The sequence below is a fragment of the Sphingomonas sp. LR60 genome (genome assembly GCF_036855935.1).
GTDB lineage: Bacteria > Pseudomonadota > Alphaproteobacteria > Sphingomonadales > Sphingomonadaceae > Sphingomonas.
In genome coordinates, this window is record NZ_JASPFK010000001.1 from 1015430 (window position 1) to 1040875 (window position 25446).

Genomic DNA, 25446 nt, shown 5'->3' on the forward strand with positions numbered 1-25446 from the left:
TTCCTCCGTCCCGATTTCGCGACCGCCGTATTGTTGTCGCAGGTGAGCGCCAACCAGACCGCCCGCGCCGCGGGGCGGACATTGCCGTTCCCGACGGCGGGCGTCGCCTTCCCGGCGCCCTATACCAACGTCAACGACACCTATTACGACAGCGGCGGGATCCGACGCGACTGGCTGGGTGCCGTGACGCTGGCGGTGCCGCTGGCGACGTGGCTCGACGCCGAGGCGACCTATTACCATCATTACGACAAGGGTTCGGGCGGCATCTATACCCCCGCCGTCTTCTCGCCGGCGACGGCCGTGAGCGCGGCCTTTCCGCTGTCGGTGCGGACCACCGAATATGGCATCAACCGCGACGGCGGGCTGTTGCGCACGACCGCGCGTATGGGCGCACACACGCTGAGCCTGGGCTATTGGCACGAAGACAATGACGCGAGCACCGACCGCAATTACTATGCGGTCGCGCAGGACAATCGGCCCGACGTCACTGCCTTCCTGCATAACCCGTTCCGCAGCGATTTCCTGACCGACCTGACGACCGTCACCAACCAATATTTCGTCAGCGACACCTGGAAGCTGGCAGATGCGTTGACGGTCGCCGGCGGGTTCAAGGGCGCGCGGGTCTCGAATGGGATCGTCACGACGTTCGGAACGCCGTTCATCAACGGACGCATCGCCGCCAAGGACTGGTTCCAACCGCAGATCGGCGCGACCTTCCGTGCCGGCGGCCAGGAATTCTTCGCCAACTATGCCGAGAATATGCGCGCCTTCATCAGCTCGTTCCGCGGGCCGTTCGGCACGACGCAGGCGGGGTTCGAGGCGATCCGCGGCACGCTGAGACCGGAGACGTCGCGCACCATCGAGGCGGGCTGGCGGTTCGATCTGGCGGGCTTGCGCGGCGTCGTCGCGATCTACGACGTCAAATTCCGCAATCGCCTGCTCGCGGCGTTCAGTGGCGCCAACATCCTGGGCAATCCCAGCGTTCTTCAGAACGTCGGCAGCGTCACCAGTCGCGGCGTCGAAGTCGGCGCGACCTATCGCGTCAGTCGCCCGCTATCGCTGATCGCCTCCTATTCGTACAACGACAGCACCTATGACGATAACCGTCAACGGCGCCGCGCTGGTCGCGACGCGGGGCGTACGCACCGTCGACACGCCAGCGCACCTCGCCAAGGCGGAGGTCAATTACGACGACGGCAATCTGTTCGGCAATCTGGCGGGCGGCTATACCTCGCGCCGGAACGTCACTTACACGGGCGATGTGACGGTTCCGGGTTACACGCTGATCGATGCGGCACTCGGCTATCGCTTCCCGGCGAACAGCGTCTTTGCGGGGCTTGAGGTACAGCTGAACGCCGTCAATCTGCTTGATAAAGGCTATATTGCGGCTCTGGGATCAGGCCAGTTCTTCAACACTGCGGCATCGCTCAACAACACGTTGCAGGCTGGATCTCCTCGTCAAATATTCGGAACGCTGCGGCGGCGATTTTGACTTCTTTGGCAGGCCGGGTCGAACCAGCGTCGATCTGGTATGCGTCTCGGCCGTGACCGCGATATTCCATCGGGGCGGAAGCTGTACGGTCGGTCACTGCGCGGGACGCAGCCAGCCGACGAAGCCGCCCTGTGCGCGCAGGGTCGTGTCGATCGAACCCGTCGACCGCACGGTCCGCTCGGCCCGGGCGAAGGCATCGGGCTTCGCCGGATCGTCGGCCAGCGACACCAGCTTCCAGTCGCCCGCACCCAGGAAGCGCAGGTCGATCTTCAGCGGACGGGCCGTGGTGCCGTTGATGACCCCCAGGAACCAGTCCTTGCCGTGTCGCCGGGCAAAGCCCGCCATGGTGCCCGGCTCGCTGCCCGGCAGGACGATCGTCTCGTCCCAGACCGCCGGGATCGCCTTGATCACGTCGACGGCGGGGTTTTGCAGATAGGTCGGAGGATAACCGCCCATCGACAGGAAGGGCGAGGTGAACAGGACCGCCTGCGCCAGTTCGTGCGACCAGCTGTTGCCCTGCAACTCCCTGGGCGTGAACACGGTCGGGGTATAGTCGCCCGGCCCGACGACATAGCGGGTGAAGGGCAGGATCGTGTCATGCTCGCCCGGCAGCACGCGGTGGTAGCGGGTAATGTGCCATTCGTGACCGCGCACGCCTTCGCGGGTCAGGACGTTGGGCCAGGTCCGCTCGGTTCCCGTCGGCTTCAGTGCGCCGTGGAAATCGACCATCAGCTTGTCGGCCGCCGCATCCCGCGCGAAATCCTGATACCAGGTCGACCAGTAGAAATTCGGATTCTGCGGGAAGTCGACCTTCACGCCGACGATGCCCAGGTCGGCATAGTGGCGCAATGTTTCGCGGCGCTGGTTGCGGTCGAACATCTCGTTGCTGTGCACCCAGACCCAGATGCCCACGCCCTGCGACTTGGCGTAGCGCACCGTGTCTTAGATCGTCTCCCACTTGCGCTTCCAGCTCGACCATCCTTCGTCGACCAGATAATAAGGGTAGCCGAGCTGCTTGGTCCAATCGACCCACTGGTGCTGCTCATCCTCCCTGGGGCCGCCGGTCGCCAGCCACTGCCAGCTGGAGACGCCGGGACGAATCCAGTCCGCATTGGCCAGTTCTGGAGCGGGGGCGGGTTCAGGTTCTGCACCAGCGTCGAATTGACCAGGCCGGTCAGGTCGCGCGCGATGATGGTCACGCGCCACGGCTGCACCACCGGCGCATCGGTCGTCCAGCCCATGGGGTCGACATACAGGAAGGTGTTCAGCATCCCCGACGCATCGGCGGAGAGGGCCGAATCGCCATAATTGACCACCGCCGCCTCGCTGAGCGTGACATAATAGCGGCCGATCCTGGCGGTCAGCGGCAGACCGAGCGAGCGCCCCTTGATCTCACGGAGCGTCCGGTTCTCGTAAACCTGTTCATAGCCCGGGTCGATCCGGGTGACCCACACGCGCGGATCGGGGGCGGCGAGCTTCCAGCCCGACCGGTCGGCCTCGACCATCTGTTCCGGCTTCGCGGGCAGGCGCAGCCGAACGCCGACACCGTCATCCGCGACATGGACATCCGCCTCCAACCGGGTGCCGTGCGTGGTCAGGGTGACGGTGGCGACATTGGCGCGGTCGACGGCCTCCGCCTTGCCGCCGTTGAAGCGATAGCGACTGTCCGTCTTGCTGCGCGCCACGGCGCCCTCACCCAGCTCGACACCGTCGACCCGCATACCGATGGGCGAGGGGTTGAGGATCGGCTGGCCGTCGACCGTCACCCGGTAGCTCAGCTTGCCCGCCGTATCGGACACAATCGCCTGGACCTTGCCATCGGGGCTGGCGACCGTCACCGACTTCGCCTGTGCCGCCGACAGCGGCAAGGCCAGCGCCATGCCGACGATAGCCGCGACGCTTGCGCTTCGACGAAGCATCGAAATTCCCGTCATTTCAACATTCCTCATCTCGAAAGATTGCGAGCGCTCACCGCGCCTTAAAATAGTGCAGCAGCCGATCCGCCTCCGCCGGCGTGATCGCGGTCACCGATCCGTGCTTGGGCGACGTGAAATTGGTCGTCGTCATGGGCGACGCCGGATCGTTGAACCGACCGATGTTGCGGAAGGTGCGAAAGTCGGTCGTCTCTGAAAAGCCCATGTTGTTGGGCCGCGCGCCAAAGACGTCGTACATCAGCACATAGGTGTTCGTGCCGTGCCGCCGCCACAGCATAGGCGCCTCGGTATCGACCGCTTCTGGATCGACCTTGCTCGGGTCGTAGACATAGCCCGAGGTAAGCCGGTCGGACGTCGCCTGCCGCAAATGGCCGCCGCCGTCGTCGGTGCTGAAGAACATGTGATAGCGATCACCGACGCGGGTAATGTCGGCATCGACCGAGCTCTTGCCGGCGCGGGGGACGGCGAACAGCGGCTTAGGCTCGGTCGTCAGGGTTCGGAAATCGGAATCGGCATAGGAATAGACGATCGAATTGACACCCTTACCGATGCGGCTGGTGTAATAGACCATGATCTTTCGCGCACGTGGATCGTAGATCGCCTCCGGTGCCCACGCGATCCCTGCTTCACGATAGGCGGGGAACAGCCGGGTCACATCGACCCGCGCATGGGTCCAGTGGATCAGGTCGCGGCTTTTCATCAGGATGATGCTGCGGTTGTTGCCCCAACCATAATCCTGTTCGGAACGCTGCCACGGCGTGGGACGCAGACCTTCCTGCTGCGCGTAGATATGCAGGTCGGTCATGGTCAGGTAGAAGGCACCGTCGGGCCCGCGCATCAGATAGGGATCGCGTATGCCTTTCTGCTCGGCCACATCGCGGCCCGACAATACTGGTTGACCGCCATGTACATCGATGAAACTGTACCCATCCCTGGAAACGGCAAAGTACAGGGAGTGCGCGTGTTCCTTGAAATAGACGAGCAGATAAGCCGTTTTGCTTACTTCGCTCGGCGGAATTGCGCGGCGCGCAGGTAGTCGGTCGATCAGTTGAAGTTGGGGGGCGATAGCCGGGGGCGGATCCTGCGCAGTGGCGGCGCTCGGGACTGACATGGCCAAAGCGGCAACGGACCACGTCCAGCCGCTCCACCTCTTCGCGAGCTTACCCTTCTTGAGCGCCCTTGCCGATATAATGTCGCTGCTGTTTTTCTTGGCAAACGTCATGGTGCGATTACCTGTTTCTACTGCGGTGCCAAGCTTGTGACATGGCTGGACGGGTGAGATCATTGCTGATCGGTCAGACCTGTCAGGATGCGGAGGCAGGGCGGACGCGACGGGACGCATCTTGATCCCGCCGTGATATTTCCAATCCCTCCAGGGGTCGGAATTGCCAGCGATCGAAATCGAACAGTGCGTCACCGCCGCCGTTGAAGACCAGGAACAGGTCGTGCACGTCATTCGCGCCGGTCACGGGGGCGGTTTCGGTCCGCCACGCCGGACTATCGTCATTCTTCAGGGCAAGGCTACCGACCACCGGGCCATCCACCCGGTCGAGATGCAAGGTGATCGTCGGCCTGCCGTGAACCCGCGCGACGCTGGCAGCGAAGCTGGCGGCGCCGCGCCTGAAATCCACGCCACCGATCTTGATGTAGCTGCGGTCGGCGATGCGGGTGACATGGACGCGGCCATCCTCGCCCTGCGCGGTCGTCACGCCCGGTGCCCAGCGATAGGGCCGGTCGCGGTCGCGGCCGATGCGCGAGGTCCAGGCGATCGTCTCGGCTTCCACCCAGCGATAGGGATCGAGCGGCGCAATCTGGTCGACACCGCGATCGTCCCACCAGGGCAAACGGGGAATGGCGCCGTCGGCGTTATAGGTGAATTGCCGAAGCGTAATCGATCGCCGCTCGTGATGGAGCGGCGTCAGCGCGAAGTTCAGCTCGTAATGAAAGCCGAACAGATAGGAGCGGCCCTTATAGTCGATGATGCCGGGATGGTTGCCGGTCGAGGCGGCGTTGGGGTCCATGATCGGCCCCTTAGGCACCCAGGGGCCGGTCGCCTTGTCGGCCATCGCATAGCCGATCCCCTCCGGGCAGCAGGTTGATGAATAGGCCATATAGTAATGCGGCCCGCGTTTGTAGAACCAGGGGCCTTCCTGATAATCGATCGGCTTGGCGACCTTGATGACCGGGCCGGTCGTGCTCGTCATGTCGCGGTTGAGCTTGACGTACCAAAGGTCGGGATTGCCCCAGTAGAGATAGGCCTGGCCGTCATCGTCGATCGCCACGGTCGGGTCGATCGCACCGGTGCGCGCGGGAATCAGCGGCTTGCCGATCGGATCGCGAAACGGCCCTTCCGGCCGGTCGGCGACCGCGACTCCGATCACCGTGTCGGGCCTTCCCGCCACCCGTACCGGCGCGTAGAAATAGAATTTGCCGTCGCGCGCGATCACCTGCGGCGCCCAGGCGCCATTGTCCTGCTCGGCCCAGGCGAAGGTCTTGAGCGAGGCAGGCGACCCGCGGTCGGTCCAGTTGACCATGTCGGTCGAACTGTAGAGCCGCCAGTCGCGCATGTCGAAGCCGTAGGCCCGGTCCTCGTCATGTCCGGTGTACAGATTGACAACGCCGTCATGGACCAACGGCGCTGGGTCGGCGGTGAAGCGGGTCTGGACGATCGGATTGTCCGCCTGCGCCCCGCCCGACGTCAGGCTCAAGACCAGCGTTGTCAGGGCAACGCGAAGCGACTGCAATCGGTTTGCCATATCCGGTCCCCTCCTTACCGGACTGAGCGACGCGCTGCGCTGAGCCCATCCTATCTTTTCGAGCGGACGCCGTTTCACAGTGACAACTGCGCATCCTGCCGAGTCACGCACTCGTAACGGCGGGAGAGGTGGTACATCAAGAGGGTGCAGCTACTATGACGAGCTGGATTGTGTCGATGGCGACAAATATTGCACTATATAACAGTAGTATAAATAGATAAATTCCTGAGGTTGTTATTCTTTCAAGCCAATTGAATGTGTCTGGTTCATGCCGCCTTTACCTGATGTGCGCGGCCGAAGTCGCCTGCACCGTCAACGATCAGCAGGCGCAGGAACGCTGGCTAACCAAATACCGGCCGAGTTGCCGATGGCGACCGGCGCGGCCGCAATGCCATCAGCGCAAGCACCATAAAACTGGTTCGTCTTTGGTATGGTCATCGGCTTTACAACGGCACTCGGTGCGGTACGCTGCCCTCTTGCCACTCGAGGACCGCTGATGACCATTTCCCGTCGCGCTTTGCTTGCCTCGGGCATCGCCGTGCCAGGACTCGCTGGCTGGGCGATGGCGGCGCCCGGGATCGTGCACCTCAACAGCGGAGATGCCCCGACGCCGTTCGATGTCGTACCCGAACCGCCCTTCGTGGCCGATCCTTCAATGCTGTCCCTCGACGGCGGATGGTTGTTCCACAAGGGCGACATCGTCGTTCCGGCACCGGTCGGCCATGAGGATTCCTACCATGCCGCAAAAGCCGGTGTCGCGCCCGGCGCCGCCGGGGTGGCGTGGGACGACAGCGACTGGCGTGAGGTCGAGCTGCCGCATGACTGGGCGATGGAAGAGTCGGTCGATCCGTCCGCGAACGTCGCGCAAGGCTATCGCAAGCGCGGCATCGGCTGGTATCGCCGCACCCTGCAACTTCCGCCCGAATGGCGTGGGCGCTATCTGGAGGTGCAGCTCGGCGCAGCCGCCACCAACGCCACCGTCTGGTTCAACGGGATCAACGTCGCGCACAGCTATAGCGGCTACACCGCGATCGTCATCGATATCACGCCCTACGCGCGCTTCGGCGAGGAGTTGAACACGCTGGCCGTCCGCGTCGACGCCGAGGCGATGGAGGGGTGGTGGTATGAAGGCGCCGGCCTGTATCGGCACAACTGGCTGGCCGTCCGCGATGCGGTGAGCATCGTCACGGATGGCCTGCACGCCGATCCGCGTCGCGTCGACGATCGGTGGACGGTCCCGGTCGAGCTGACGATCGCGAACAACGCCAAGGCGATCACGACGATCGATGCGGAGGCCATTCTGTTCGATCCGTCCGGACGAGAGGTCGGTCGTGCGGCAGGCACCGCCACGATCGAACCACTCGCGCGCAATGAGGCGCGCATGAAGATTTCGATCGACGAGCCGCAACGCTGGTCGGTCGATAGTCCGACACTCTACCGCGTCGAGGCGCGCCTGCTGCGTGACGGCAAGGCGATCGACACGCGCGCGACGCGCATCGGCTTTCGCGAACTGCGCTTCGATGCGGCGACCGGCTTCTACCTCAACGGCGTCCATACCAAGCTGAAGGGCGTGTGTGTCCACCAGGATCATGCCGGGGTGGGCGTGGCGATGCCCGACGCGCTGTGGGAGTGGCGCGCACGGCGGCTAAAGGCGATGGGCTGCAACGCGATCCGCTGTTCGCATCACGCGCCCGCGCCCGAGATGCTGGACGCGTGTGACCGGCTCGGCATCCTCGTCATGGACGAGAACCGCAACTTCAACCCGAGCCCCGACTTCCTGGCGCAGCTCCGTTGGCTGGTGCGCCGCGATCGCAATCGCCCCAGCGTCATCATGTGGTCGGTCTTCAACGAGGAGCCGATGCAGGCGACCGAGCAGGGTTACGAGATGGTCCGCCGCATGGCCGCGGCGGTGAAGGAGCTGGACGATTCACGTCCGGTCACCGCGGCGATGAACGACGGAATGTTCACCGCCATCAACGTGTCGCAAGCGGTGGACGTGGTCGGGATCAATTACCAGCATCGCAGCTACGATCCCTTCCACGCCGCGCATCCGGGCAAGCCGATGACCAGCTCGGAAGACACCAGCGGCTTCATGACGCGCGGCGTGTGGAAGACCGATCTCGAACGCCATGAAATGTCGTCCTACGACACCGAGGCGGCGGATTGGGGACTGACCCATCACGCCAGCTGGAAGGAGATCGACACGCGCGCGTTCGTCGGCGGCACGTTCGTGTGGACCGGCTTCGACTATCATGGCGAGCCGACACCATTCGAATGGCCGACGACGAGCAGCCTGTTCGGGATCATGGACCTGTGCGGCTTCGCGAAGATGGCGTTCCACCTGCGTCGCGCGCAGTGGGAGGATGTCGCACCCGCGCTGGCGATCGCACCGCATTGGACGTGGCCGGGGCGTGAGGGCGAGCCGATCCGCGTCGTGGTGCCGACCAACGCCGACGCGGTCGAGCTGTCGCTGAACGGCAAGAGCCTCGGGCGGCAAAGCGTCGACCGGCTCGCGATGCCCGAGTGGCAGGTGCGGTATAAGCCGGGCCGGCTCGAAGCGGTCGCATGGCGCGGCGGTCGCCCGATCGCGCGCACTGCGGTGGAGACCACGGGCGCGCCCGTGGCGCTGCGGCTGGTCGCGGATCGTCGCACGATGCTGGGGACGGGCCATGACGTGCAGCCATTCACCGTCATGGCGGTCGACGCGCGCGGGCGCGCGGTGCCGACCGCGAACGCGCGCGTGTCGTTCACCGTGACGGGCGGCACGGTGATCGGGGTCGGCAATGGCGATCCAAACGATCACGATTCTGAGGTCCAGCCGGCGCGGCGACTGTTCTCGGGGCTGGCGCAGGTGCTGGTGCGCGCGGCGCCGGGCGCGGGAACGGTGACGCTGAGCGCGACCGCGCCGGGGCTGAAGAGCGCGCGCCAGTCCGTCACGGTGATGAAGGCCGAGCCGTTGCCGTCGCTGCCCGCCACGCGACCGGTCGCGCAACTGACCGAGTGGAAGCGCAGCGAGTTCGTCGTTACGCGTCCCGACCCGCTGCGCACCTATGCGAAGAACGACATGAACAGCCTGTTGGGCGCGCGCGCCGGGCGGTTGGAGCGGGCGCGCGATGCGGGCGCGGTCTGGTCGACCTACCGGACGACGTTCGTCCCGCGCCGGCGCGTGGCCGAGCGAGGCGGCGTGGTCGCCTTCGCCGAGATCGTCGGGCGTGCCGAGGTGTGGATCGACGGGGTGCGCCGCGCGGAGAAGGCCGATGCAGCGGCCGGGCCGTTGCTGGTTCCGTTCCCGGCGGGAGCGGGGAGCACGGGTTGGTGCTGGTCGTGCAGGCGGCGCCGGGACAGCCCTCGGGTCTGGGGAAGGTCGTTGCGGTGCGCGAGCGATAGCGCGCGGCGATCGAAAGGGAAGGGGGCGGGTCCGCCGACGCAGACCCGCCCCGCGACGGTCAGAAGCGCGTCGACGCCGACAGGTAGAAGGTCCGGCCGGTGCGGCTGGTCATCTGGAACGTGTCGGCGGTCGTCTGATACGCATCCTCATGCGTGTCGTTCAGGTTGATGATGCCCGCGGTGAAGCTGAGCGCCGGGCTGGGCGTGAAGCCCAGCGCCACGTCCATCTGCGTGCGCGGACGGACGGTGTGGATCAGCCCGCCGTTGACGAAGAAGCTGGTCGACGCATCCTGAACGTACGAGCTGCGGTGGTTCACCGACAGTCGCGCGCTGAACATCTGGTTCTCCCAGTACGGCGTCAGGTTCCACGTCAGCTTCGACAGGTCGCGCAGATTGAAGCCGGTGCCGAGCGCCTTGGCATCGGTATCGACGACCGTGACGTTGCCGACCACGCCGAAGCCCTTGACCGGCAGCAGCATGTCGAAATTCTGCGACGCGCCAAGCTCGATGCCCTTCACATGGATGACGTTATTGTCGTTCAGCTTCCGGCTGAAGCTGTAGTCGGTGCGCCCGTCCGCCGACTGGCAATCGCTGACCACGCCGTTCAGCGACACGCCGTCATAGGACGACGGGCAGTAGAATTGCGTGAACGTGCCGTTCTTGATCGCCTTGTAGAAGCCGGCGAGCGTGATCGAATTGCCGTTGCCGTGGTAGAATTCGAAGCTGAGATCGGCCTGGTTGGCGGTCAGCGGCTTCAGGCGCGATTCGCCCTGCGACACCGAAACGCTGGGGCGCAGGCTGCTGGTGTCGCGGAAGATGGTGTCGGCCATCTGCGTCTGGTTGTTCAGCAGCGGGCGCACCAGCACCTTGGCCACCGCCAGACGCGCGACGAAGCGCGACGTCAGGTCCAGCGCCAGGCTCGCGCTGGGCAGGAAGTTGCCATAGTCCTGCTTGACGTGCTGTGTCCCGATCAGCTTCGCGTTGCTGTCGGTGCCGTCGGTCACGCTGACGGTCACGTCCTGCTTTGTGTGCTCGTAACGCGCGCCGATATTGCCGCGCATCGACTTGCCGAACAGCATCCCGTCGACATTCATCATGCCATAGACGGCCGGGATGTAGCGATCGACGCGATAGGTATTGGGCCAGTCGGGCGTGTCGGGGACGTTGATGCCATTGTCGCGCAGGATCGACTGCCACAGCGGCGCATTCACCGACAGGAACTGGTGCGGGATCGACATGTCGTTGCCGAGGAAGTTGTTCACCAGCACGCCGGTCGAGCCCAGGTCCGGGATCGAGCCATATTCCGGATAGGCGCCCAGGTTGTCCATGTCGCCGTCGCGGTCGTGGCGATAGGCGAGCGTCTGGAAGCTTTCGTGGTGGAACTTCGCGCCGAACACGAACGACTTGATGCCGGCGGCGTCGACATCCTTGGTCAGGTCGATCTGGCCTGCACGATCACGCGCCGACTGGATGTGCGTCGCGCCGTCGACGAACGCGAACCAGGTGCGGTTGCCGGTATTGTAGATCGAGCCGTCCGTCAGGCTGGCGGTGTCCCACTTGACGTTCTCGGGGTTCGAAATGTCGAGGGTGCCGCCGTTGCGAAAGCGCACCTCGTCGATCGTCGCCCATTCGTACAGTTTCGCATCGCCCTGCGTGTAATGGCCGACGGCATGGACGTGGAAGGTATCGCCCGGGCTCCAGTTGATCGTGCCGGTGTACGCCTGCGTCTGCAGCTTGCGCAGTTCTGGCTGATCGTTGTTGTCGACGTTGAAGTTGCTGATTGAGATGTTGTTGGCGACGCCGTTCGCCTTGCTGTTGACCGTCACCGCCGAAGCTGCCCAGCGGCCGAAGACCATCTGGCGCGTGTCATAGGTGGTGTGATCGCGCGAATATTCGGCCTGGAGCAGCGCCTCGAAGTTGCTGGTCGGCTTCCATTGCACGGCACCGCTGCCCATCAGCTGTTCGGTGTCGCGGTCGATGCGGCGATAGCGCAGATTGCCCGGCACCTGCACGTCGCTCGCGCCCGTCACTGCGCCGGGCTGATACCAGTTCTTGATGAACAGGTAATCGCCACGATCCTTCAGCTTCTGATAGCCGAGATCGAGCATGATGCCGATCGTGTCGTCGGCGAAGCTCTTGATGTACGCGCCGTTGATCTTCGGGGTCACGCCGCCGCGATAGTCGGAATGATAGCCCTTGATCCCGGCAACGAAGCTCGGCCCCTTATAGGCCAGGGGCTTGACGGTATCGATGTTGACGGTGCCTGCCAGCCCGCCCGCGTCCATGTCGGCGACCGGCGACTTCACGACCTGGATCGCGCTGGCGAGGTCGGTCTGGATGATGTCGTAGCGGAAGCCGTCCTTGAAGTCGGCGCTGGCGAAGGTCTGGCCGTTGATCGTGGTGCGCGCATATTGCGGCCCCAGGCCACGAATGCTGATCGTCGAGCCGCGGCCGTTGATGTTCGACATCTGGACGCCCGCGATCCGCTGGATCGCCTCGGTGATGTTCTGGGCGGGGAACTTGCCGATGTCCTCGGCGGAGATGCCGTCGGTGATGCGGATGTCGTTGCGCTTGGCGGCCAGCGCCGAGGCGATGCTCTGGCGATAACCGGTGACGACCACGTCGCCGCTGGTGTCGTCGACTGCCGGCGCGGATGCCTGCGGCGACGCATCGACGGTCGGCAGCGGTTGCGTGGTGGTCGGATCGGTCTGCGCGAACGCCGGTGCGGTGACCAGCAGGGCAGCAAGGCACGTCGTCGTCCGAAGCAAGCGCGTGCGTACGGAGCCCGTGATAACAGGCGATCTCGTCATGAAATGTTCCCTCCCTCGAATATCTCCGACGATTGCCACGTGGCGCTCGCCTGAGTTGCGTCGCTTCCCGGGCGACTGGTTGGAAGGGCAGCGTCTCCGCCGCGATGCTCTATCGCGACGCCCCGTGGACGATACCCAACCCTTCAATGGCGACCGCTCGATCACCCTTGACCATCAAAGCCTGCTAGTATGAATTGGTCTTCATGCGGCGTGGTTTTGTATTATTATGGTATTATTGATGCCACGCGGTTTGGTTATCTGTCAACTGACTAGATTCGGGCTGGGAAGAGGGTGATGGTGACCTCAACCGAAGGCCTGTCGGATTGGGTGGATGGTCATAGGCGGGGAAGGCGCGGCCATGTGCCATCGGCGCACGCCGGCTGCGGACGCTCGCTGAGCTTCTTCATGACCGCAGGCCAGGTCAGCGACTAAACCGGCTCGGCAGCGCTGTTGAACGATCTGGCGAAAGCTCAGTGGCTGCTCGGTGCCTGCGGCTACGATGCCAAACGACGCGCGAAGGTGCACCTTCCCAAGCGCGAGTGGCCTCCGATGACGCCTTGGCATCGATCGACGTGATCGAGCCGCGCTAGTGCGTTCAAAGACCCACCGGATTTAGGCCTCACCGGATCGCGCCCAGCCAATAGAGCGCGAGCCCCGCGGCCGATGTTGCAAGCAGCGTCGTTATGACCCCGGCGCGCGTCATGAAGATCGCGTAGGCGGCCCCGAGCGACAGCACGAGGGCGGCGGGGTCGATGCTGGTCAGCACCGGCGCGTCGAAGCGAAATGGACCTGCTGCGACCAGGGTTGTTGTGCGGAAGAGCGTGTGTAGTGCGAACCAGACAGCGAGGTTGAGGACGACGCCGACGACCGCTGCCGTGATCGCGGACAGCGCGCCCGCAACCGCGGTATTGCCACGCAGTCTCTCGATGAACGGCGCGCCGAGGAAGATCCACAGGAAGCATGGCACGAACGTGACCCACGTCGCCAGCAATCCGCCCAGCGTGCCGGCGAGCAGCGGCGACAGCGTGCCGGGTTCGCGATACGCACCGAGGAAGCCGACGAATTGCAAGACCATGATGAGCGGTCCCGGTGTCGTCTCAGCCATGCCTAGCCCGTCGAGCATTTCCCTCGGTCCCAGCCAGCCATAAGTGTCAACCGACTGCTGCGCGACATAGGCAAGGACGGCATAAGCACCTCCGAACGTGACCATCGCCATCGTCGAGAAGAAGGTAGCGATTCGGCTGAAAACGTTGTCGGATCCGAGAGCGAGCAGCAGCACCGCGACCGGCAGCAGCCATAGGGCGAGCCAGATGGCCACGGTGCGTACCGTCTCCCGCCACGTCGGGCGGGCATGGTCCGGGAGTTCCTCGCCAAGCAGAGTATCGGCATCGGCGACGATCGCGCCTTTGGAAGTGCCATGACCGCCGCCACGGAATGCAGTGCTGCCCTGCCGCGCCGACCACCATCCGATGATCCCGGCGCCGAGTACGATCAGCGGGAACGGTGCGCCGACGAAGAAGATCAGGACGAAGGCCATCGCGGCCAGTGCCCTTGCCGGAGTGGATTTGAGCGCGCGTCCGCCGATCCGCACCAGCGCCTGAAGGACCACAGCCAACACGGCGCACTTGAGGCCGAAGAACAACGCCGAGACGATGCCGACACGACCATAAAGGACATAGACCCAGCTCAGCGCCATGATCGCCACGGCGCCGGGGATGATGAACAATACGCCGGCGACGATGCCGCCTTTCGTGCGGTGCATCAGCCAACCGATATAGGTGGCGAGCTGCTGTGCCTCCGGCCCCGGCAGCAGCATGCAGTAATTCAGCGCGTGCAGGAACCGCTGCTCCCCGATCCATCGTTTCTCGTCGACGAGGATGCGGTGCATGACCGCGATCTGTCCGGCCGGACCCCCGAACGAGAGCATGGCGATACGCAGCCAGACCCAGAAAGCCTGTCCGAGCGTGACCGGTTCCGGACGCGTCGGAGGCGCGACGTCGGCTGCCACCGCGGTCATGCCGACACCTTCCCGCGCGCAGGCTGATGCGAGGACCAGTTGTGCTTCTCGCCCTGCGCGTCGCGACACCAGCGATAGAGGGCGTCGTATATCGGCATACCAGCTTCAAGCTGGGCATGATCGTCGCTGTGGATGCGCGACAGGCCAAGCGAGATTGCCAAAAGACCAGCCGCCTCGGGCACGAGGTCGAGCTGATCGGTGTCCGCACCGCGGACAATCGCAGCCAGGCGGACCAGCGGCTCATGCCCGTCCAGACCGAACGCTTCTACCATCACGTCGAAGGTGCAGCGCTCGTCCCGGTGACTCCAGAACACGCGCTGGTCTGCAACGTCAAACGGTTCGGCCTGTTTCTGCGCGGCGACGGTCAGCACCTCTCCGGGTGCCACGAACAGGAAGCGGGCATCGGGATCGACGAAGCGCCTGATCAGCCACGGACAGGCGATGCGATCAACCTTGGGCCGCGCTCGCGTCACCCACCACGTCCGACCGTCATCGTGCCGCGGCGGCAGGTGCGCCAGCGACACCGTGGGCCACCCTCCCGCTAGCCAAGCGGCGAACCCTCCTTCGAGCGCTTCCGCCGCGACCCCATCGCTCCGCAAGATCGCCGCGGTCGCGATAGCGGAGCCGTCGCCCGCATCATCGACGATCACCACCGGCGATCCGGCAGGCATGTTCCACCGTGCCGGATCAAGGTGAACGGGGAAAGTTGTTCCCGGGATCGTCTCGGATGGTGCGGCGCGCAGATCGACGATGTTAGGTGAGCCGGGCAGCGCGATGACGCGCGCGAGTTTATCCGGGATGATGGCATTTGGAGCAGGCATGATGCGTCCCTTGCGTGTTCGTGCTGGACGCGATCCTCTGGCTGACGCCTCGTGGGGAGATCGCCATCCCCATGCCACCAATCAGCCACGACGGTCAGGTATTGTCAATCGCAGACGCGGTTCTTCTCGTTTTCCAGTGACGTGGCAGCATTGAGAGCCCGGAGGCATTCTCATTCCACCACCCTTCCTAAGAACTCGGCTCGGCAGCGGGCAGGGCTGAGTGCGGCGCCTCGCTGCAACTACATGCTTGCTTGGCAGAAGGTGGGGGCCGAAAAGGTATCACAGATGACCGTATGTGGGTCTGCTCGGCCGCATAGCTACCAGTCTTTCACCAACTGATCGCTCACCGTTCGACAGTTGGGCGGACGCCCCCCGAGATGGGCGTTTCTTACATCTTCCGCCGGCTGCGGGAAAACGCTTCTGCGGTGCCTATCATTCTGTTCTCTCGGGTTCAGAAGTGGCTGGCTGCGCTAAGCTGCTTGTCTCACTGCCCCACTGAGAGCGGGATCTACCGTGCGAGACTTGCGCTGTGGCCGCATCGACAGATCAGAAAACATGGTACGATCACCGACCAGCTCGAACCTATCCTCATCGACCATCACTTGCGGGCTTATCGGGCGAGAATTGTAGATTGAGGCCATCGCGGCGCCGTACGCGCCGGTTGCATGGAAAACCGCCAGATCCCCACGATCAACCTGATCGATCGCACGATCGACACCGAAAATGTCACCGGTTTCGCAGACCGGCCCGGCGATGTCGGCAACCATCGTCCGTCCATCTGGCCGGACGGCTGCGAAGCGGTGGTAGGCGTCGTAGAGCGCGGGACGCGCCAGATCGTTCATCGCGGCATCGACGATGACGAACGGGCGGTGCTGGCTTGGTTTTACCCAGATCACCCGCGTCAGCAGGACGCCGGCTAGCCCGGTGATGATGCGACCCGGCTCGAACGTGAGGCTGACATTCCAGTCGTGCGTGACCCGAGCGACCATCGACGCGTAATCGGCAAGCGACGGCATCACATCTTCAGGCCGATAAGTAATCCCAAGCCCACCACCCAGATCGACACGGGTGATCGTGTGCCCGCGGGCGCGAAGTTCGAGAACTAGCGCGCCGATCCGGCGATAGGCGGTCTCCAGTGGTTCGAGATCGCTGATCTGACTGCCGATATGCAGCGCTATCCCTTGCAGATCGAGCCCGTCCAGTTTCGCAAGCCGATCATACATATCCGGCGCGCCGGCGATATCGACGCCGAATTTGCTGGTCCGCCAGCCGGTCGTGATCTTGGCGTGCGTTCCGCCATCCACATCGGGATTGACGCGCAACACCGCCGGCGCGCGCTTACCGCGTCGCCGCGCGAGTTGTGCCAGAACGCCGCCCTCTTCCTCCAGCTCGAGGTTGAACTGGCCGATGCCGGCCTCCAGCGCGTCGATCAGTTCCCGATCGGTCTTTCCAACGCCAGAGAAGACGACATCCGCAGGGGCAATCCCTGCATCCAGGGCCCGACGCAGCTCGCCGCCTGACACGATATCGGCACCGTAGCCGCGCTGTGCGAGCAGCCGGAGGACAGCGCCGTTTGGATTGGCCTTGATCGCAAACGCGAACCGGGCGGAAGGCAGATCGCGCAGGGCCGACGTGAACGCGTCGGCCGCATGCCGGAGCGCGCCCGCCGAATAGACGTGGACGGGCGTACCGACCGCATCGGCGATCATCGGCAGCGCGACGTCCTCGGCGCACAGGACGCCGTCACGATAGTCGAAGAAGCTCATGATTAGGTGACCTTGCGTGTCAGTGGCCGAAGCCGTCGTCTGCCTGACCGCGACGACGCACGCGGGCGGCATGGACGACGTCAGCGGTGTGGCTGTGCCCGCGTCGCTCGGCCCGGAGCAACTGACCGACGCGCTTGCCATGGATCATCAGCGGCAAGCCGAGCAGGGCAAGCGGAAAGAAGACGATCATCGCCGGTGAGCAGTCGAGCGCGAGACACATGGCACAGGAGGACGCCAGCAGCGCGAAGCCGCCGGCTTTCCATTGCAGATCGCGACGGGTCATGCCGCCCGTGCCCGATCGCTTGAGAAATGGTGATCGCCGAGGATGATGTTCCCCGACTTCGCGAGACTTACCCGCACGCCTGGACGATCATCTTCGGCGCGACCACCGTGCCACAGGACGATGTCTGCCGGGAAATCGGTTTCGCTCGCCAGTGCCTCGATCATATCCGCGACTTCAAAGGTGAGCCCGATCGCCGGTTCGTGCAGACGTGCAGCTGCTGCACGCGACCGCCCGATCATCGCCGGTGAGCCATCGATGCCGCGGCCCTCGACCGCCGTGAAGCCGAGCGCCTTGGCGTGACGCACTGCCTCGATCAGCAAGGTGCCGCACGCGCAGTCGGCGTCGACGATACGGACGGAATGGCGCCCTCGCTCGCGCAGAGCAGCAAGCGCGACGCAGATATCAGTCCAGCGCGCATCATTGTGTGCAGCACGGCTGCCCAGGATCGTGGACGGGGTAACCGTTGATGTGGACGACGGACAATCGGCCGTGACGAACGGCTTCAGTTTCGGTGTCATGGGAAATCCTCAGGCGGCGCGGCGTAGCGCGTGCTCGGCCGGGCTCACCGGCTCGAAGGAGATAAGCGGAACCAGCGGTGCCGAGACGATCTCAAGGCTCGCGTGGTATATCTGCCGTTCGGCTTCGGCGAAGCTGAGCGCTGCGCCTCGCGAGACGAACCGGCCTTCCATCCTTCTACCGCTATCCTGCACGAGCCAATGGCCCGCCTTGTCCTGACCGACGTAGATGATTGTCCCGCGCTCTTCGGGCTCCGGATTGGGCTCAGACGACATATCGCCTTTGAAACCTTCAGTGATCGAGCGTCCAGCGCCCGCTTTTCGGAGGTACGAGGCCCCGCATAGTGTTTCGAGATCGATTCCGGGAAAGTGCATAGCGCGGGCGTAAGCCTGGCAACGGCTCGTCGCATTCGGGGGGTATGTGATCTACAACCAACGCGCCTTGCGGAAGCGCCAGTACAGCGCCGAACAGATCGTCAGGATCACGCCAATGGTTATGGGGTAACCGTACGGGCTCCGCAGCTCCGGCATATGCTCGAAGTTCATGCCGTAGATGCCGGCGATGGCAGTCGGCACCGCCAGGATCGCTGCCCAGGCCGCAAGCTGGCGCGTGATCGCGCCGGTGCGCTGCTGCTCGATCAGATTGCTGAACTCGAACACCGACGACAGCAGATCGCGCAAGCCGCTCGCCATCGCCTCGACCCGGCGGACGTGATCCAGCACATCGCGGAAATATAGCCGAGCCTCGGCATCGACGCACGGCAGCTCGTTCTTCGACAGCTTGCGGGCGACCTCCTCCATCGGCACCAGAATGCGATCGAAGCGCATCAGGTCACGTCGCAACGCGAAGATGCGAGCGATCTCGGCGCGATCGAGAAAGGTGTCGAGCATCCGCTGCTCCATGCTCGCGACTTCTTCCTCGAGCGCTGTCATCAGCGGCATGTAGCCGTCGACGATGAAGTCGAGGATGGCATGGAGAACATAGTCCCCGCCCTTGCCCAGCAGGTCGGGCGCGGCCTCCAGATGCTCGCGCAGCGGCGTGTATGACCTGGTCGAGCCTTGCCGAACGGTGATGATATGGCTGTGGCCGAGAAAGGCCGCCGTCTGTCCGTAGACGATGTGCCCGTCGGATAGATGGGCAGTCCGGCCAATGACGAACAATTGATCGCCGTAGACGTCGACCTTCGGCAGCTGCCCGTCCTTGAGCGCGTCCTCAATCGCCAGTGGGTGCAGATTGTAGAGGCGCTGCAGCATGTCGATTTCGTCCGAACACGGATCGGACAGTCCGATCCAGACGAACTCCGATCGGTCGGAGGGGCAATCGACCCGTTCGTCGATCGCGATCTCACGAACACGGCGGCCATGGCGATACAGATAGGCGGCGATGACAGGCATGGTGTTCCTGATCAGCGCCGAGGAGCTGATGTCCAGTCGATCAGGGTCTGGTCGGGCTTTCCGACTTGGGCCTTGACGATCAATCGACCACGCCGCGCCAGACCCATCCGGTGCCGCGCCTGCATCATCGAAGCGCCATGGCGCGTATCGAACGCCCGTCCCTGTGGCGTGATCGGTGCCTCCAGGCGGGATCGGAACGCGGTTCGCGCACGCAGCTCCTCACTGCGCAAGCGGTCAGGAGCCGGCTTGAACAGCTTGGCGCCATGGATCAGGAGCAGGATGCCGGTGCTGGCGAGAACGAACGTCAGCAAACCAAGACCGAACTCGCTGATCTGCGCAGGACCATGCCGCGCCGCCTCGTAGACGCCTCGATGGACCAACGTCGATCCGCCGGAACACACAAGCAGCATAACACCAAGCAACCTTGGTGGGAGCTTACCCACGGGCCACGCTGCCTTTCAGCGGCCGATCGCAGATCAGGCTCAGCCGTCCCTCGATCCGACGCGGAATCCCTGCCGAGGTCGCGACCGAAACCGATGTTCGACCATGCCGCTCTGCTTCGGCAAAACGTTGCGCCGCCCGTGCCGATGAGAAGCGCCCAAGGAGCATTCCTGCGCTCTCACGGACGGTCCAGTCACCGTCGATGTCACGGCCGACCACAAGCATGGCTGGTTCCGGAATGTCCATCTCGATAATACCTTCTGACGGAGTGGAGACGTTCAGGTCGGGGCGTCCCCGCCAGCGGGCACTCACCTCGACTTCATCGAAAAGATGATGACCCAGGATGGTCAGGGCGGTGCCGGCACTCGCGGCCATGAAGCCGACTGCGGCGATCCCGTAGGCAAGGACGCCAGCTTTCAGTGGTGGCACGTGCATAGCGACGAGCCGCGCGATCGCGGTGTAACTCACCCAGCAAAGAAGAAGTCCTGTGGCGCGCAGAACGATGTCGGCGCGCCGCGACCGATGCCACGCTGCCATGCCACAACCCTTGATGTGGCCATCCAATTATCGCCCTCGACATAGCAATTCGAGATCGATTTCAGCTAATTGCATAGCGCGCGCATAGTGCTGCTCTATGCCCGACCCGCCGCGGTACGAGCCGTCAGGCCCAGTGTGGCTTGTTAGAAGATCACGGCCGTGCCAAGGAGGCAAGCATTATGCCGGCATCTTCTCAGTCGGCCGAGCGGACACTTGCGATGCACCACAGCCGTGCACGGCCGCCGCGATGTAGATGTCGTCATAGGCGGCGTAGATCTCTCGGCCGTCAGGACCGCAGCAGATCGACGACGCGCTTTCGGACGGAGCAGTGCCGAGGAACTCGCGAGTAGCTTGGGCAACGGGTAGCTGAATAAGCGTCCGCTTCCGGGACAAGCCTCTCACGCTCTGGATGACCGGAAGTGGCTCGGAGCCCTCAGCTCCCCTCGATAAGCTCGATCACCCAATCTCCCGCCATCAGTCGCTGCGTTTTGGCTTGCGCCACCTCGATCGCCTTTCCCTCGCGGTAGATCCGAACAATTTGACTTCCCGCTACGTCCCGGGGGAGATGCCGATCTCATCTGCTCGTACGGCACGCTCCCGCAGTTCGATCCGACCAGCTCGCGTGACCAGGTCGGTGACGTAGTCAGCCACATGCGGACCGGTGGTGCACTGGGCGAGCAGCTGCCCGCCGAAGCTGACGGGATTGACGATGATGCTTGCGCCTGCATCACGGGCAAGCAGTTCGTTCTCGATAGCGGCGATCGACACGGCAATGCCCGCATGCGGAGCGAGCCGCCGACAGGTGAGGATGATAAGAACGGCAGTGTCGTCTCGACCTGGGCAGACGATGATGTTGCTGGCAGCCTCAACCTTCGCAATTTCAAGTACACGATTGTGAGTCGCATCCCCTTGGACCGTGGCAACGCCCAGTTCCTCAGCAAGCCGCAATCTACCGCTATCCTCGTCGACGACCACGATGCGTTCGGGCAGGTGACCTCGTTCAAGCAACTCACTGACAGCCGCCGAACCCGATCTGCCGTAGCCGCAGACGATAACGTGATCCTTTAATGCATGTCTGACGAGGCCCATCCGCCATCGCTCCCAGCCTTGCCTCAGCATGAAGCTGTAGGCGCTACCCAGAAATATGAGGAACACGAAGATCCGAATAGGTGTGACGACAAATGTGTCGAACATGCGCGCAGAGTCGCTGACCGGAACGATGTCCCCATACCCTACCGTCGTGACCGTGATGACCGTGAAGTAGACAATGTCTAGGAAGCTGACGGAGCCGTCCGTATTGTCTCTGAGCCCGTCCCGATCGATCCAGTGTCCGCCCAGCGCTATGCAGACGAGCACGAGCACCGCGATCCCGCGGATCGCCAACGTCGTCAACGGACTGAGCCGCCCAGAACGATAAAAGCGTGGTCGTATATCCAGTACCGCAGACCGCGCCGCCATCCGCCCCGGAATCAACGCCTCCTGCTTTGGTCGGCGATGTCTCATGAAGGGAGACCAGGGGCGAAGTGGATCATACCGGCATTCTCGGCGAGGGCCTTTGCCATGCGCAAGGCTTTTGTGCCGCGTGTCCATGCGCTTCCGCCGGGGCGGGGCGTCTTGCCCATTCATCTGGGCGTTGCGAGCTCGAGGGAGCGCCAGAGGAGGGGCTCCAACGTTGCACAACCCAAAGCGAACACCATTTTGCAATGCATGGATAATCTTGAAGACTTGGGTCTGGTGGATGATGACGACATCGTCCTGGATGAGGCTGCGCTGACGCTGGCGCTCCAAGATCACGCTGAGATCGACGTTGGCCCTTATGAGGACGTGCTTTCTGACATCGCTTCGCGTCTCGACGGGGTCGGCGTTGGTGCTGCCGATGCCTCCGAGCGCGCGGCCTGCCTCGCGCAGGTGCTTGCCGCGGAATTTGGCTTCTCAGGTGACGCGAAGACGTACGACAATCCTGACAATGCCGACCTGATCCGCGTTATCGACCGTCTGCGCGGTCTGCCGATCAGCTTGTCGATCCTGTACGTTGCCGCTGCTCGCCGCATCGGCTGGACTGCCGAGATCCTCAATCTGCCAGGACATGTGCTCGTCATGGTCGGCGATGAGGCCAAGCCCGTGATCATCGATCCATTTCGCGGAGGCGCACAGGTTGATGCAGGCGAGATCATCGCCCTATTGGCCCCGGCGAAGAGCGGCGTCACGGCCGCGGTGCGGCACGTATCTGCAATGAAGAACCGTGCGATCCTCGTTCGGCTGCTGCTTAACCAGGCAACCCGCGCAGAGCGAGCTGGCGACCGCCGGCGGGCACTGATGCTCTACCGTAGGATGACCTCGATCGCGCCAGAATATTCCCATCCTTGGTGGGAGCGCGCCCGGCTGGAACTCGTCGACAACGACATAGCGGCTGCCCGCGCCAGCCTAATCGCAATGCTTGAGATCACGCGCGAGCCAACTTTACGAGAGCGGGTCACCGGCATATTAGATGCTCTTGCCACAGCATAGAAGTCCTCTGCCCATCGAATGCGATTGTCAGCTGCCGAGTGTTGATTGGGCCGTGACCGAGGTAGAGCCGGTGTGCTGAACGAACGGCAGAAGCCGGGGACCCGAAAAGTGCCAGCGACTATCTGCATGTGGGTCGGATAAGTAATCTACTGGTCTGACCTTACGGAAGGACGACCCCGTTTGATTTCGCATTTGAACGGATGAACGAAGAGACATCGTTTAAAACCGGCGCCCGCCCGCGGAAAGGCCGGGCGAGTGCGAGCAGAATGCCGACATGGCCCAGCTTGGGGTATGCACGTTGCTCCACAGCCACGCCGCCCGCGCGCAGCCTCGCGGTCAGCGCCTCGCTATTTCGGGGGCGTACAACGGTATCACCCGTGCCGTACAGCAGGAGCGCAGGCGGATCACCGGGGCCGGCCCACGTCACGGGCTGGGTTTCCGCGGGATCGGACACCTGGCCGAAGGCGGCACGGCTGGCGTCCACATCAAAGGGTGCGAAGTCGTAGGGGCCGGCAAGACCGACAAGCCCCTTGATCGCCGCCCGCGTCCGCCCCAGCCAGCGAGGGTCGACCGACAGCATCGCGGCGATATAGGCACCTGCCGAATGCCCCATCAGCACGACAGACCTGCCATCGCCGCAGTACTTTCCGGCGTTCGCAGTCACCCAGCGTACGGCTGCGGCACCGTCCTCTACGAAGGCTGGATAATGGACTTCTGGCACTAGTCGGTAATCAGGAACAACGGTGACGAAGCCCTGCGCGGCAAGTGCGCGGCCGACAAACGCATATCCGGCGCGCGTGCCACTGCTCCAGCTGCCGCCATAGAAGAAGACCACGACCGGTCGTGGTTGTCCGCAGCTGCTCCGGGGTGCGTAGACGTCCAATCGCTGGCGAGGACCTGGACCATATGCCAGCCCCTCGGCGACAAGAGAGCTGCCGCGATCCTTCGGCACCAGCCTGTCGAAGGTGCTGAGCGGCGAACAAGCGGCAGCGAACGACCCGAATAAGGACGCGAGCCCTGCGCGTATGCGGCGTTGCCTCATGCGGCCCCCGGTCGGACCGACCCGTGTTTCTGTCACTGCGTAGCCTGTAGGATAACTGAAGCAGCTTCGCGTGGCATGTCCCACATCGGAAAATGGCCGCTGTGGTCGAACCAGTGCAAGTTCGCCGACGGAAAAGCCGCGCTGGCGCGCGCCGCCTGACGGGGCAGGCATAGGCGATCCTGCCTGCCCCAACCGATAACGATGCGCGTGGTCGGATCGGCGGCAGGTCCCTTCTGCTCGGGGCCATTGGCGAGGTCTTTGACCAGCGCATCAAATGTCGTCGTATCGACGATACTGGTAAGCTCGGAGCACACCAACTCTGGCGACAGGCTGGAGGGCTTTGCCGACAGTTGAGCGAGGAGGGCGGTACGCGCCGCAGCATTGCGGCTGATTGCCGGCAGGCGGGATCGCAGGATGCGCAGCAGACTGGCGGATAACCCGATCGTCGTGCGGAAAAGCTTCGCTCCCAGCCACGCCAGAACCCACCCGGATCGAGCGCGACCACGTTGCCAACCTTTCCCCGCCGCGCCAGTTCCAGCACGATCCGGGCGCCCAGGGAACTGCCCACGGCATCAATCCCAACGAGATCGTTCGCAACAAGGTGTCGCTCGACACTGCGGACCAGCCCGTCGAACGTGCCGCTATCCTGCTCCGCGGGTGTGGCGCCATGACCAGGCAGATCGATGGCGATGACCGAGCGCTCGGTCGCCAGATCATCTAGGATCGGTCGCCAACTACGCCAGCTGCTCCCCAGACCATGGATGAGAAGAAGTGGCTTGCCAGAGCCGCGGGTTATCTGATGCATCGGAGCTTCCGTACTGTTCGAACCGTTCAACGATCGAAGCGGAATAACGGCATCGGACGGGACAAAATTCGCCCGGGAGCGCAGCGGGAAGCATGGCAACTGGACCTTACCAACGTGCCCCTTTGCAAAGCATAAAAGCGTGATGGCCGACCCAGTCCTCTATAGCTTCCGCCGCTGCCCCTACGCAATGCGGGCGCGATTGGCGCTGGCCGTCAGTGGCGTGCGGTATGAACTCCGCGAGGTCCGGCTCGCCGACAAACCCGACGAGATGCTCACGATCTCGCAAAAGGGCACCGTGCCGGTGCTGCAGACGACCGATGGCGCGGTAATCGACGAAAGCCTCTCCATCATGCGTTGGGCGCTGGACCTGCGGGACCCCGAAAACTGGTTGGCGCGAGACGATGGCGTTCTGATCGCCCGCAACGACGGCATGTTCAAGCACCACCTCGACCGGTATAAATATCCCGACCGGTATGGCTCCGACCCTGCAGCGCATCGCGACTGCTGCCTGCCGTTTCTGGAAGAACTCGACGGTCGGATAGGAGATGCTGGCCACATTTGTGGCACGAAAGCAGGCCTGGTCGATGCTGCGATCATGCCATTCGTCAGGCAGTTCGCCGCAGTCGATCGTAACTGGTTTCAGGCGCGGCCCTTTCCGCGGCTGACGGCGTGGCTAGGAGACCACTTAGCCTCGGGTTTGTTCGAAACCATCATGCATAGGCTCCCCCTTGGTCTCGGGGCCAAAAGCGCGTTGTTTTGCAGGGTACGCTGTATGCCTATCTGCAGGAGTACCCCAGTAGCCCAACGGCTGAACAACCATGACCAAGCGTCCGGGTTCGGAGAGCGCAAGTCATGCACTAGGTGTCCGGGAATAAGTCACATAGCATGAGGTTGATGGTGACCTAGCGATTGTTCGTGCCGTCGTCGGCTACCGGCG

21 protein-coding genes and 2 pseudogenes are annotated in these 25446 nt (G+C 63.7%); 5 read left to right on the forward strand and 18 right to left on the reverse strand.

Annotation, left to right across the window (positions count from 1 at the left end):
- Nucleotides 1-42: 42 nt before the first annotated feature.
- Together QP166_RS04630 and QP166_RS18925 are read left to right on the forward strand one after the other, a co-directional pair.
- Nucleotides 43-1095, forward strand: a pseudogene (locus QP166_RS04630) (TonB-dependent receptor domain-containing protein); the annotation flags it as partial.
- Entirely contained in the window at nt 1094-1492 is a 399-nt protein-coding gene (locus tag QP166_RS18925) for a TonB-dependent receptor domain-containing protein (protein WP_443027186.1), read from the forward strand. The pseudogene QP166_RS04630 and the gene QP166_RS18925, both read left to right, overlap by 2 nt.
- A 93-nt stretch (nt 1493-1585) precedes the next feature.
- Here QP166_RS18925 and QP166_RS04635 read toward each other — a convergent pair whose 3' ends face one another.
- The 4 genes from QP166_RS04635 to QP166_RS04650 form a co-directional block, all read right to left on the reverse strand.
- Nucleotides 1586-2371 carry a glycoside hydrolase family 97 catalytic domain-containing protein gene (locus QP166_RS04635; RefSeq protein ID WP_333914857.1) on the reverse strand — a complete coding sequence of 262 codons (786 nt, stop codon included), beginning with the start codon at nt 2369-2371 and terminating at the stop codon, nt 1586-1588.
- Entirely contained in the window at nt 2305-3411 is a 1107-nt protein-coding gene (locus QP166_RS04640) for a glycoside hydrolase family 97 N-terminal domain-containing protein (protein ID WP_333914858.1), read from the reverse strand. Before QP166_RS04640 ends, QP166_RS04635 begins: the two co-directional genes overlap by 67 nt.
- Before the next feature lie 49 nt (nt 3412-3460).
- The gene (locus QP166_RS04645) at nt 3461-4648 is read right to left on the reverse strand and encodes a glycoside hydrolase family 43 protein (RefSeq protein WP_333914859.1); all 1188 of its coding nucleotides are present in this window, start codon (nt 4646-4648) and stop codon (nt 3461-3463) included.
- 82 nt (nt 4649-4730) lie between these two features.
- Nucleotides 4731-6134, reverse strand: a complete 1404-nt coding sequence (locus tag QP166_RS04650; RefSeq protein WP_333914860.1) for a family 43 glycosylhydrolase — start codon at nt 6132-6134, stop codon at nt 4731-4733.
- A 544-nt stretch (nt 6135-6678) separates the two neighbouring features.
- Between QP166_RS04650 and galA the strand changes: the two genes are divergently transcribed.
- Nucleotides 6679-9738 (forward strand): beta-galactosidase GalA, encoded by a 3060-nt coding sequence (gene galA, locus QP166_RS04655; protein ID WP_333914861.1) that lies wholly within the window; start codon nt 6679-6681, stop codon nt 9736-9738.
- On the opposite strand, the gene QP166_RS04660 is transcribed toward galA, so the two are convergent.
- From QP166_RS04660 to QP166_RS04710, 11 genes are all read right to left on the reverse strand, one after another.
- Nucleotides 9629-12337 (reverse strand): TonB-dependent receptor, encoded by a 2709-nt coding sequence (locus tag QP166_RS04660; RefSeq protein ID WP_333914862.1) that lies wholly within the window; start codon nt 12335-12337, stop codon nt 9629-9631. The two genes, galA and QP166_RS04660, sit on opposite strands and share 110 nt — an antisense overlap.
- A gap of 661 nt (nt 12338-12998) precedes the next feature.
- Nucleotides 12999-14396, reverse strand: coding sequence for a chromate efflux transporter (chrA, locus tag QP166_RS04665; RefSeq protein ID WP_333914863.1), 1398 nt, complete (start codon nt 14394-14396; stop codon nt 12999-13001).
- Nucleotides 14393-15049 (reverse strand): chromate resistance protein ChrB domain-containing protein, encoded by a 657-nt coding sequence (locus tag QP166_RS04670; RefSeq protein ID WP_333914864.1) that lies wholly within the window; start codon nt 15047-15049, stop codon nt 14393-14395. Before QP166_RS04670 ends, chrA begins: the two co-directional genes overlap by 4 nt.
- Nucleotides 15050-15687: 638 nt before the next feature.
- Entirely contained in the window at nt 15688-16983 is a 1296-nt protein-coding gene (gene lysA / locus QP166_RS04675; RefSeq protein WP_333914865.1) for a diaminopimelate decarboxylase, read from the reverse strand.
- 19 nt (nt 16984-17002) lie between these two features.
- The gene (locus QP166_RS04680) at nt 17003-17266 is read right to left on the reverse strand and encodes a hypothetical protein (protein ID WP_333914866.1); all 264 of its coding nucleotides are present in this window, start codon (nt 17264-17266) and stop codon (nt 17003-17005) included.
- Complete coding sequence (locus QP166_RS04685) at nt 17263-17784, reverse strand: SAM-dependent methyltransferase (RefSeq protein ID WP_333914867.1); 522 nt, start codon at nt 17782-17784, stop codon at nt 17263-17265. Before QP166_RS04685 ends, QP166_RS04680 begins: the two co-directional genes overlap by 4 nt.
- 9 nt (nt 17785-17793) lie before the next feature.
- Nucleotides 17794-18057 (reverse strand): hypothetical protein, encoded by a 264-nt coding sequence (locus tag QP166_RS04690; protein WP_333914869.1) that lies wholly within the window; start codon nt 18055-18057, stop codon nt 17794-17796.
- 150 nt (nt 18058-18207) lie between these two features.
- Nucleotides 18208-19176: a magnesium and cobalt transport protein CorA gene (locus QP166_RS04695; protein ID WP_333914870.1), complete on the reverse strand. Its 969-nt coding sequence runs from the start codon at nt 19174-19176 to the stop codon at nt 18208-18210.
- Between the two features lie 11 nt (nt 19177-19187).
- On the reverse strand, nt 19188-19556 hold the full coding sequence (locus QP166_RS04700) for a hypothetical protein (protein WP_333914871.1): 369 nt from the start codon (nt 19554-19556) through the stop codon (nt 19188-19190).
- A 55-nt stretch (nt 19557-19611) separates the two neighbouring features.
- On the reverse strand, nt 19612-20154 hold the full coding sequence (locus QP166_RS04705; RefSeq protein ID WP_333914872.1) for a hypothetical protein: 543 nt from the start codon (nt 20152-20154) through the stop codon (nt 19612-19614).
- Between the two features lie 549 nt (nt 20155-20703).
- Complete coding sequence (locus QP166_RS04710; protein WP_333914873.1) at nt 20704-21546, reverse strand: potassium channel family protein; 843 nt, start codon at nt 21544-21546, stop codon at nt 20704-20706.
- Nucleotides 21547-21714: 168 nt separating this feature from the next.
- On the opposite strand from QP166_RS04710, the gene QP166_RS04715 reads away from it, so the two are divergent.
- Nucleotides 21715-22662, forward strand: a complete 948-nt coding sequence (locus tag QP166_RS04715) for a transglutaminase-like domain-containing protein (protein WP_333914874.1) — start codon at nt 21715-21717, stop codon at nt 22660-22662.
- Between the two features lie 160 nt (nt 22663-22822).
- Here the strand turns inward: QP166_RS04715 and QP166_RS04720 are convergent, their stop codons facing one another.
- The 3 genes and pseudogenes from QP166_RS04720 to QP166_RS04730 form a co-directional block, all read right to left on the reverse strand.
- Nucleotides 22823-23704, reverse strand: coding sequence for an alpha/beta hydrolase (locus tag QP166_RS04720; RefSeq protein ID WP_333914875.1), 882 nt, complete (start codon nt 23702-23704; stop codon nt 22823-22825).
- Nucleotides 23705-23736: 32 nt separating this feature from the next.
- Nucleotides 23737-24018, reverse strand: a complete 282-nt coding sequence (locus tag QP166_RS18930; protein ID WP_443027187.1) for an alpha/beta fold hydrolase — start codon at nt 24016-24018, stop codon at nt 23737-23739.
- Between the two features lie 176 nt (nt 24019-24194).
- Nucleotides 24195-24509 (reverse strand): annotated as a pseudogene (locus tag QP166_RS04730) (alpha/beta fold hydrolase); the annotation flags it as partial.
- Between the two features lie 142 nt (nt 24510-24651).
- On the opposite strand from QP166_RS04730, the gene QP166_RS04735 reads away from it, so the two are divergent.
- Nucleotides 24652-25398 (forward strand): glutathione S-transferase, encoded by a 747-nt coding sequence (locus QP166_RS04735; RefSeq protein WP_333914876.1) that lies wholly within the window; start codon nt 24652-24654, stop codon nt 25396-25398.
- Nucleotides 25399-25446 lie beyond the last annotated feature (48 nt).

Coding starts and splice junctions, on each gene's coding strand:
- QP166_RS04695 (WP_333914870.1), bottom strand. CDS start 19,176: ATGCCTGTCATCGCCGCCTATCTGTATCGCCATGGCCGCCGTGTTCGT.
- galA (WP_333914861.1), top strand. CDS start 6,679: ATGACCATTTCCCGTCGCGCTTTGCTTGCCTCGGGCATCGCCGTGCCA.
- QP166_RS04645 (WP_333914859.1), bottom strand. CDS start 4,648: ATGACGTTTGCCAAGAAAAACAGCAGCGACATTATATCGGCAAGGGCG.
- QP166_RS04735 (WP_333914876.1), top strand. CDS start 24,652: ATGGCCGACCCAGTCCTCTATAGCTTCCGCCGCTGCCCCTACGCAATG.
- QP166_RS04640 (WP_333914858.1), bottom strand. CDS start 3,411: ATGCTTCGTCGAAGCGCAAGCGTCGCGGCTATCGTCGGCATGGCGCTG.
- chrA (WP_333914863.1), bottom strand. CDS start 14,396: ATGACCGCGGTGGCAGCCGACGTCGCGCCTCCGACGCGTCCGGAACCG.
- QP166_RS04690 (WP_333914869.1), bottom strand. CDS start 18,057: ATGTCGTCTGAGCCCAATCCGGAGCCCGAAGAGCGCGGGACAATCATC.
- QP166_RS04720 (WP_333914875.1), bottom strand. CDS start 23,704: ATGAGGCAACGCCGCATACGCGCAGGGCTCGCGTCCTTATTCGGGTCG.
- QP166_RS18925 (WP_443027186.1), top strand. CDS start 1,094: ATGACGATAACCGTCAACGGCGCCGCGCTGGTCGCGACGCGGGGCGTA.
- lysA (WP_333914865.1), bottom strand. CDS start 16,983: ATGAGCTTCTTCGACTATCGTGACGGCGTCCTGTGCGCCGAGGACGTC.
- QP166_RS04685 (WP_333914867.1), bottom strand. CDS start 17,784: ATGACACCGAAACTGAAGCCGTTCGTCACGGCCGATTGTCCGTCGTCC.
- QP166_RS04680 (WP_333914866.1), bottom strand. CDS start 17,266: ATGACCCGTCGCGATCTGCAATGGAAAGCCGGCGGCTTCGCGCTGCTG.
- QP166_RS04635 (WP_333914857.1), bottom strand. CDS start 2,371: ATGTTCGACCGCAACCAGCGCCGCGAAACATTGCGCCACTATGCCGAC.
- QP166_RS04715 (WP_333914874.1), top strand. CDS start 21,715: ATGCGCAAGGCTTTTGTGCCGCGTGTCCATGCGCTTCCGCCGGGGCGG.
- QP166_RS04705 (WP_333914872.1), bottom strand. CDS start 20,154: ATGGCAGCGTGGCATCGGTCGCGGCGCGCCGACATCGTTCTGCGCGCC.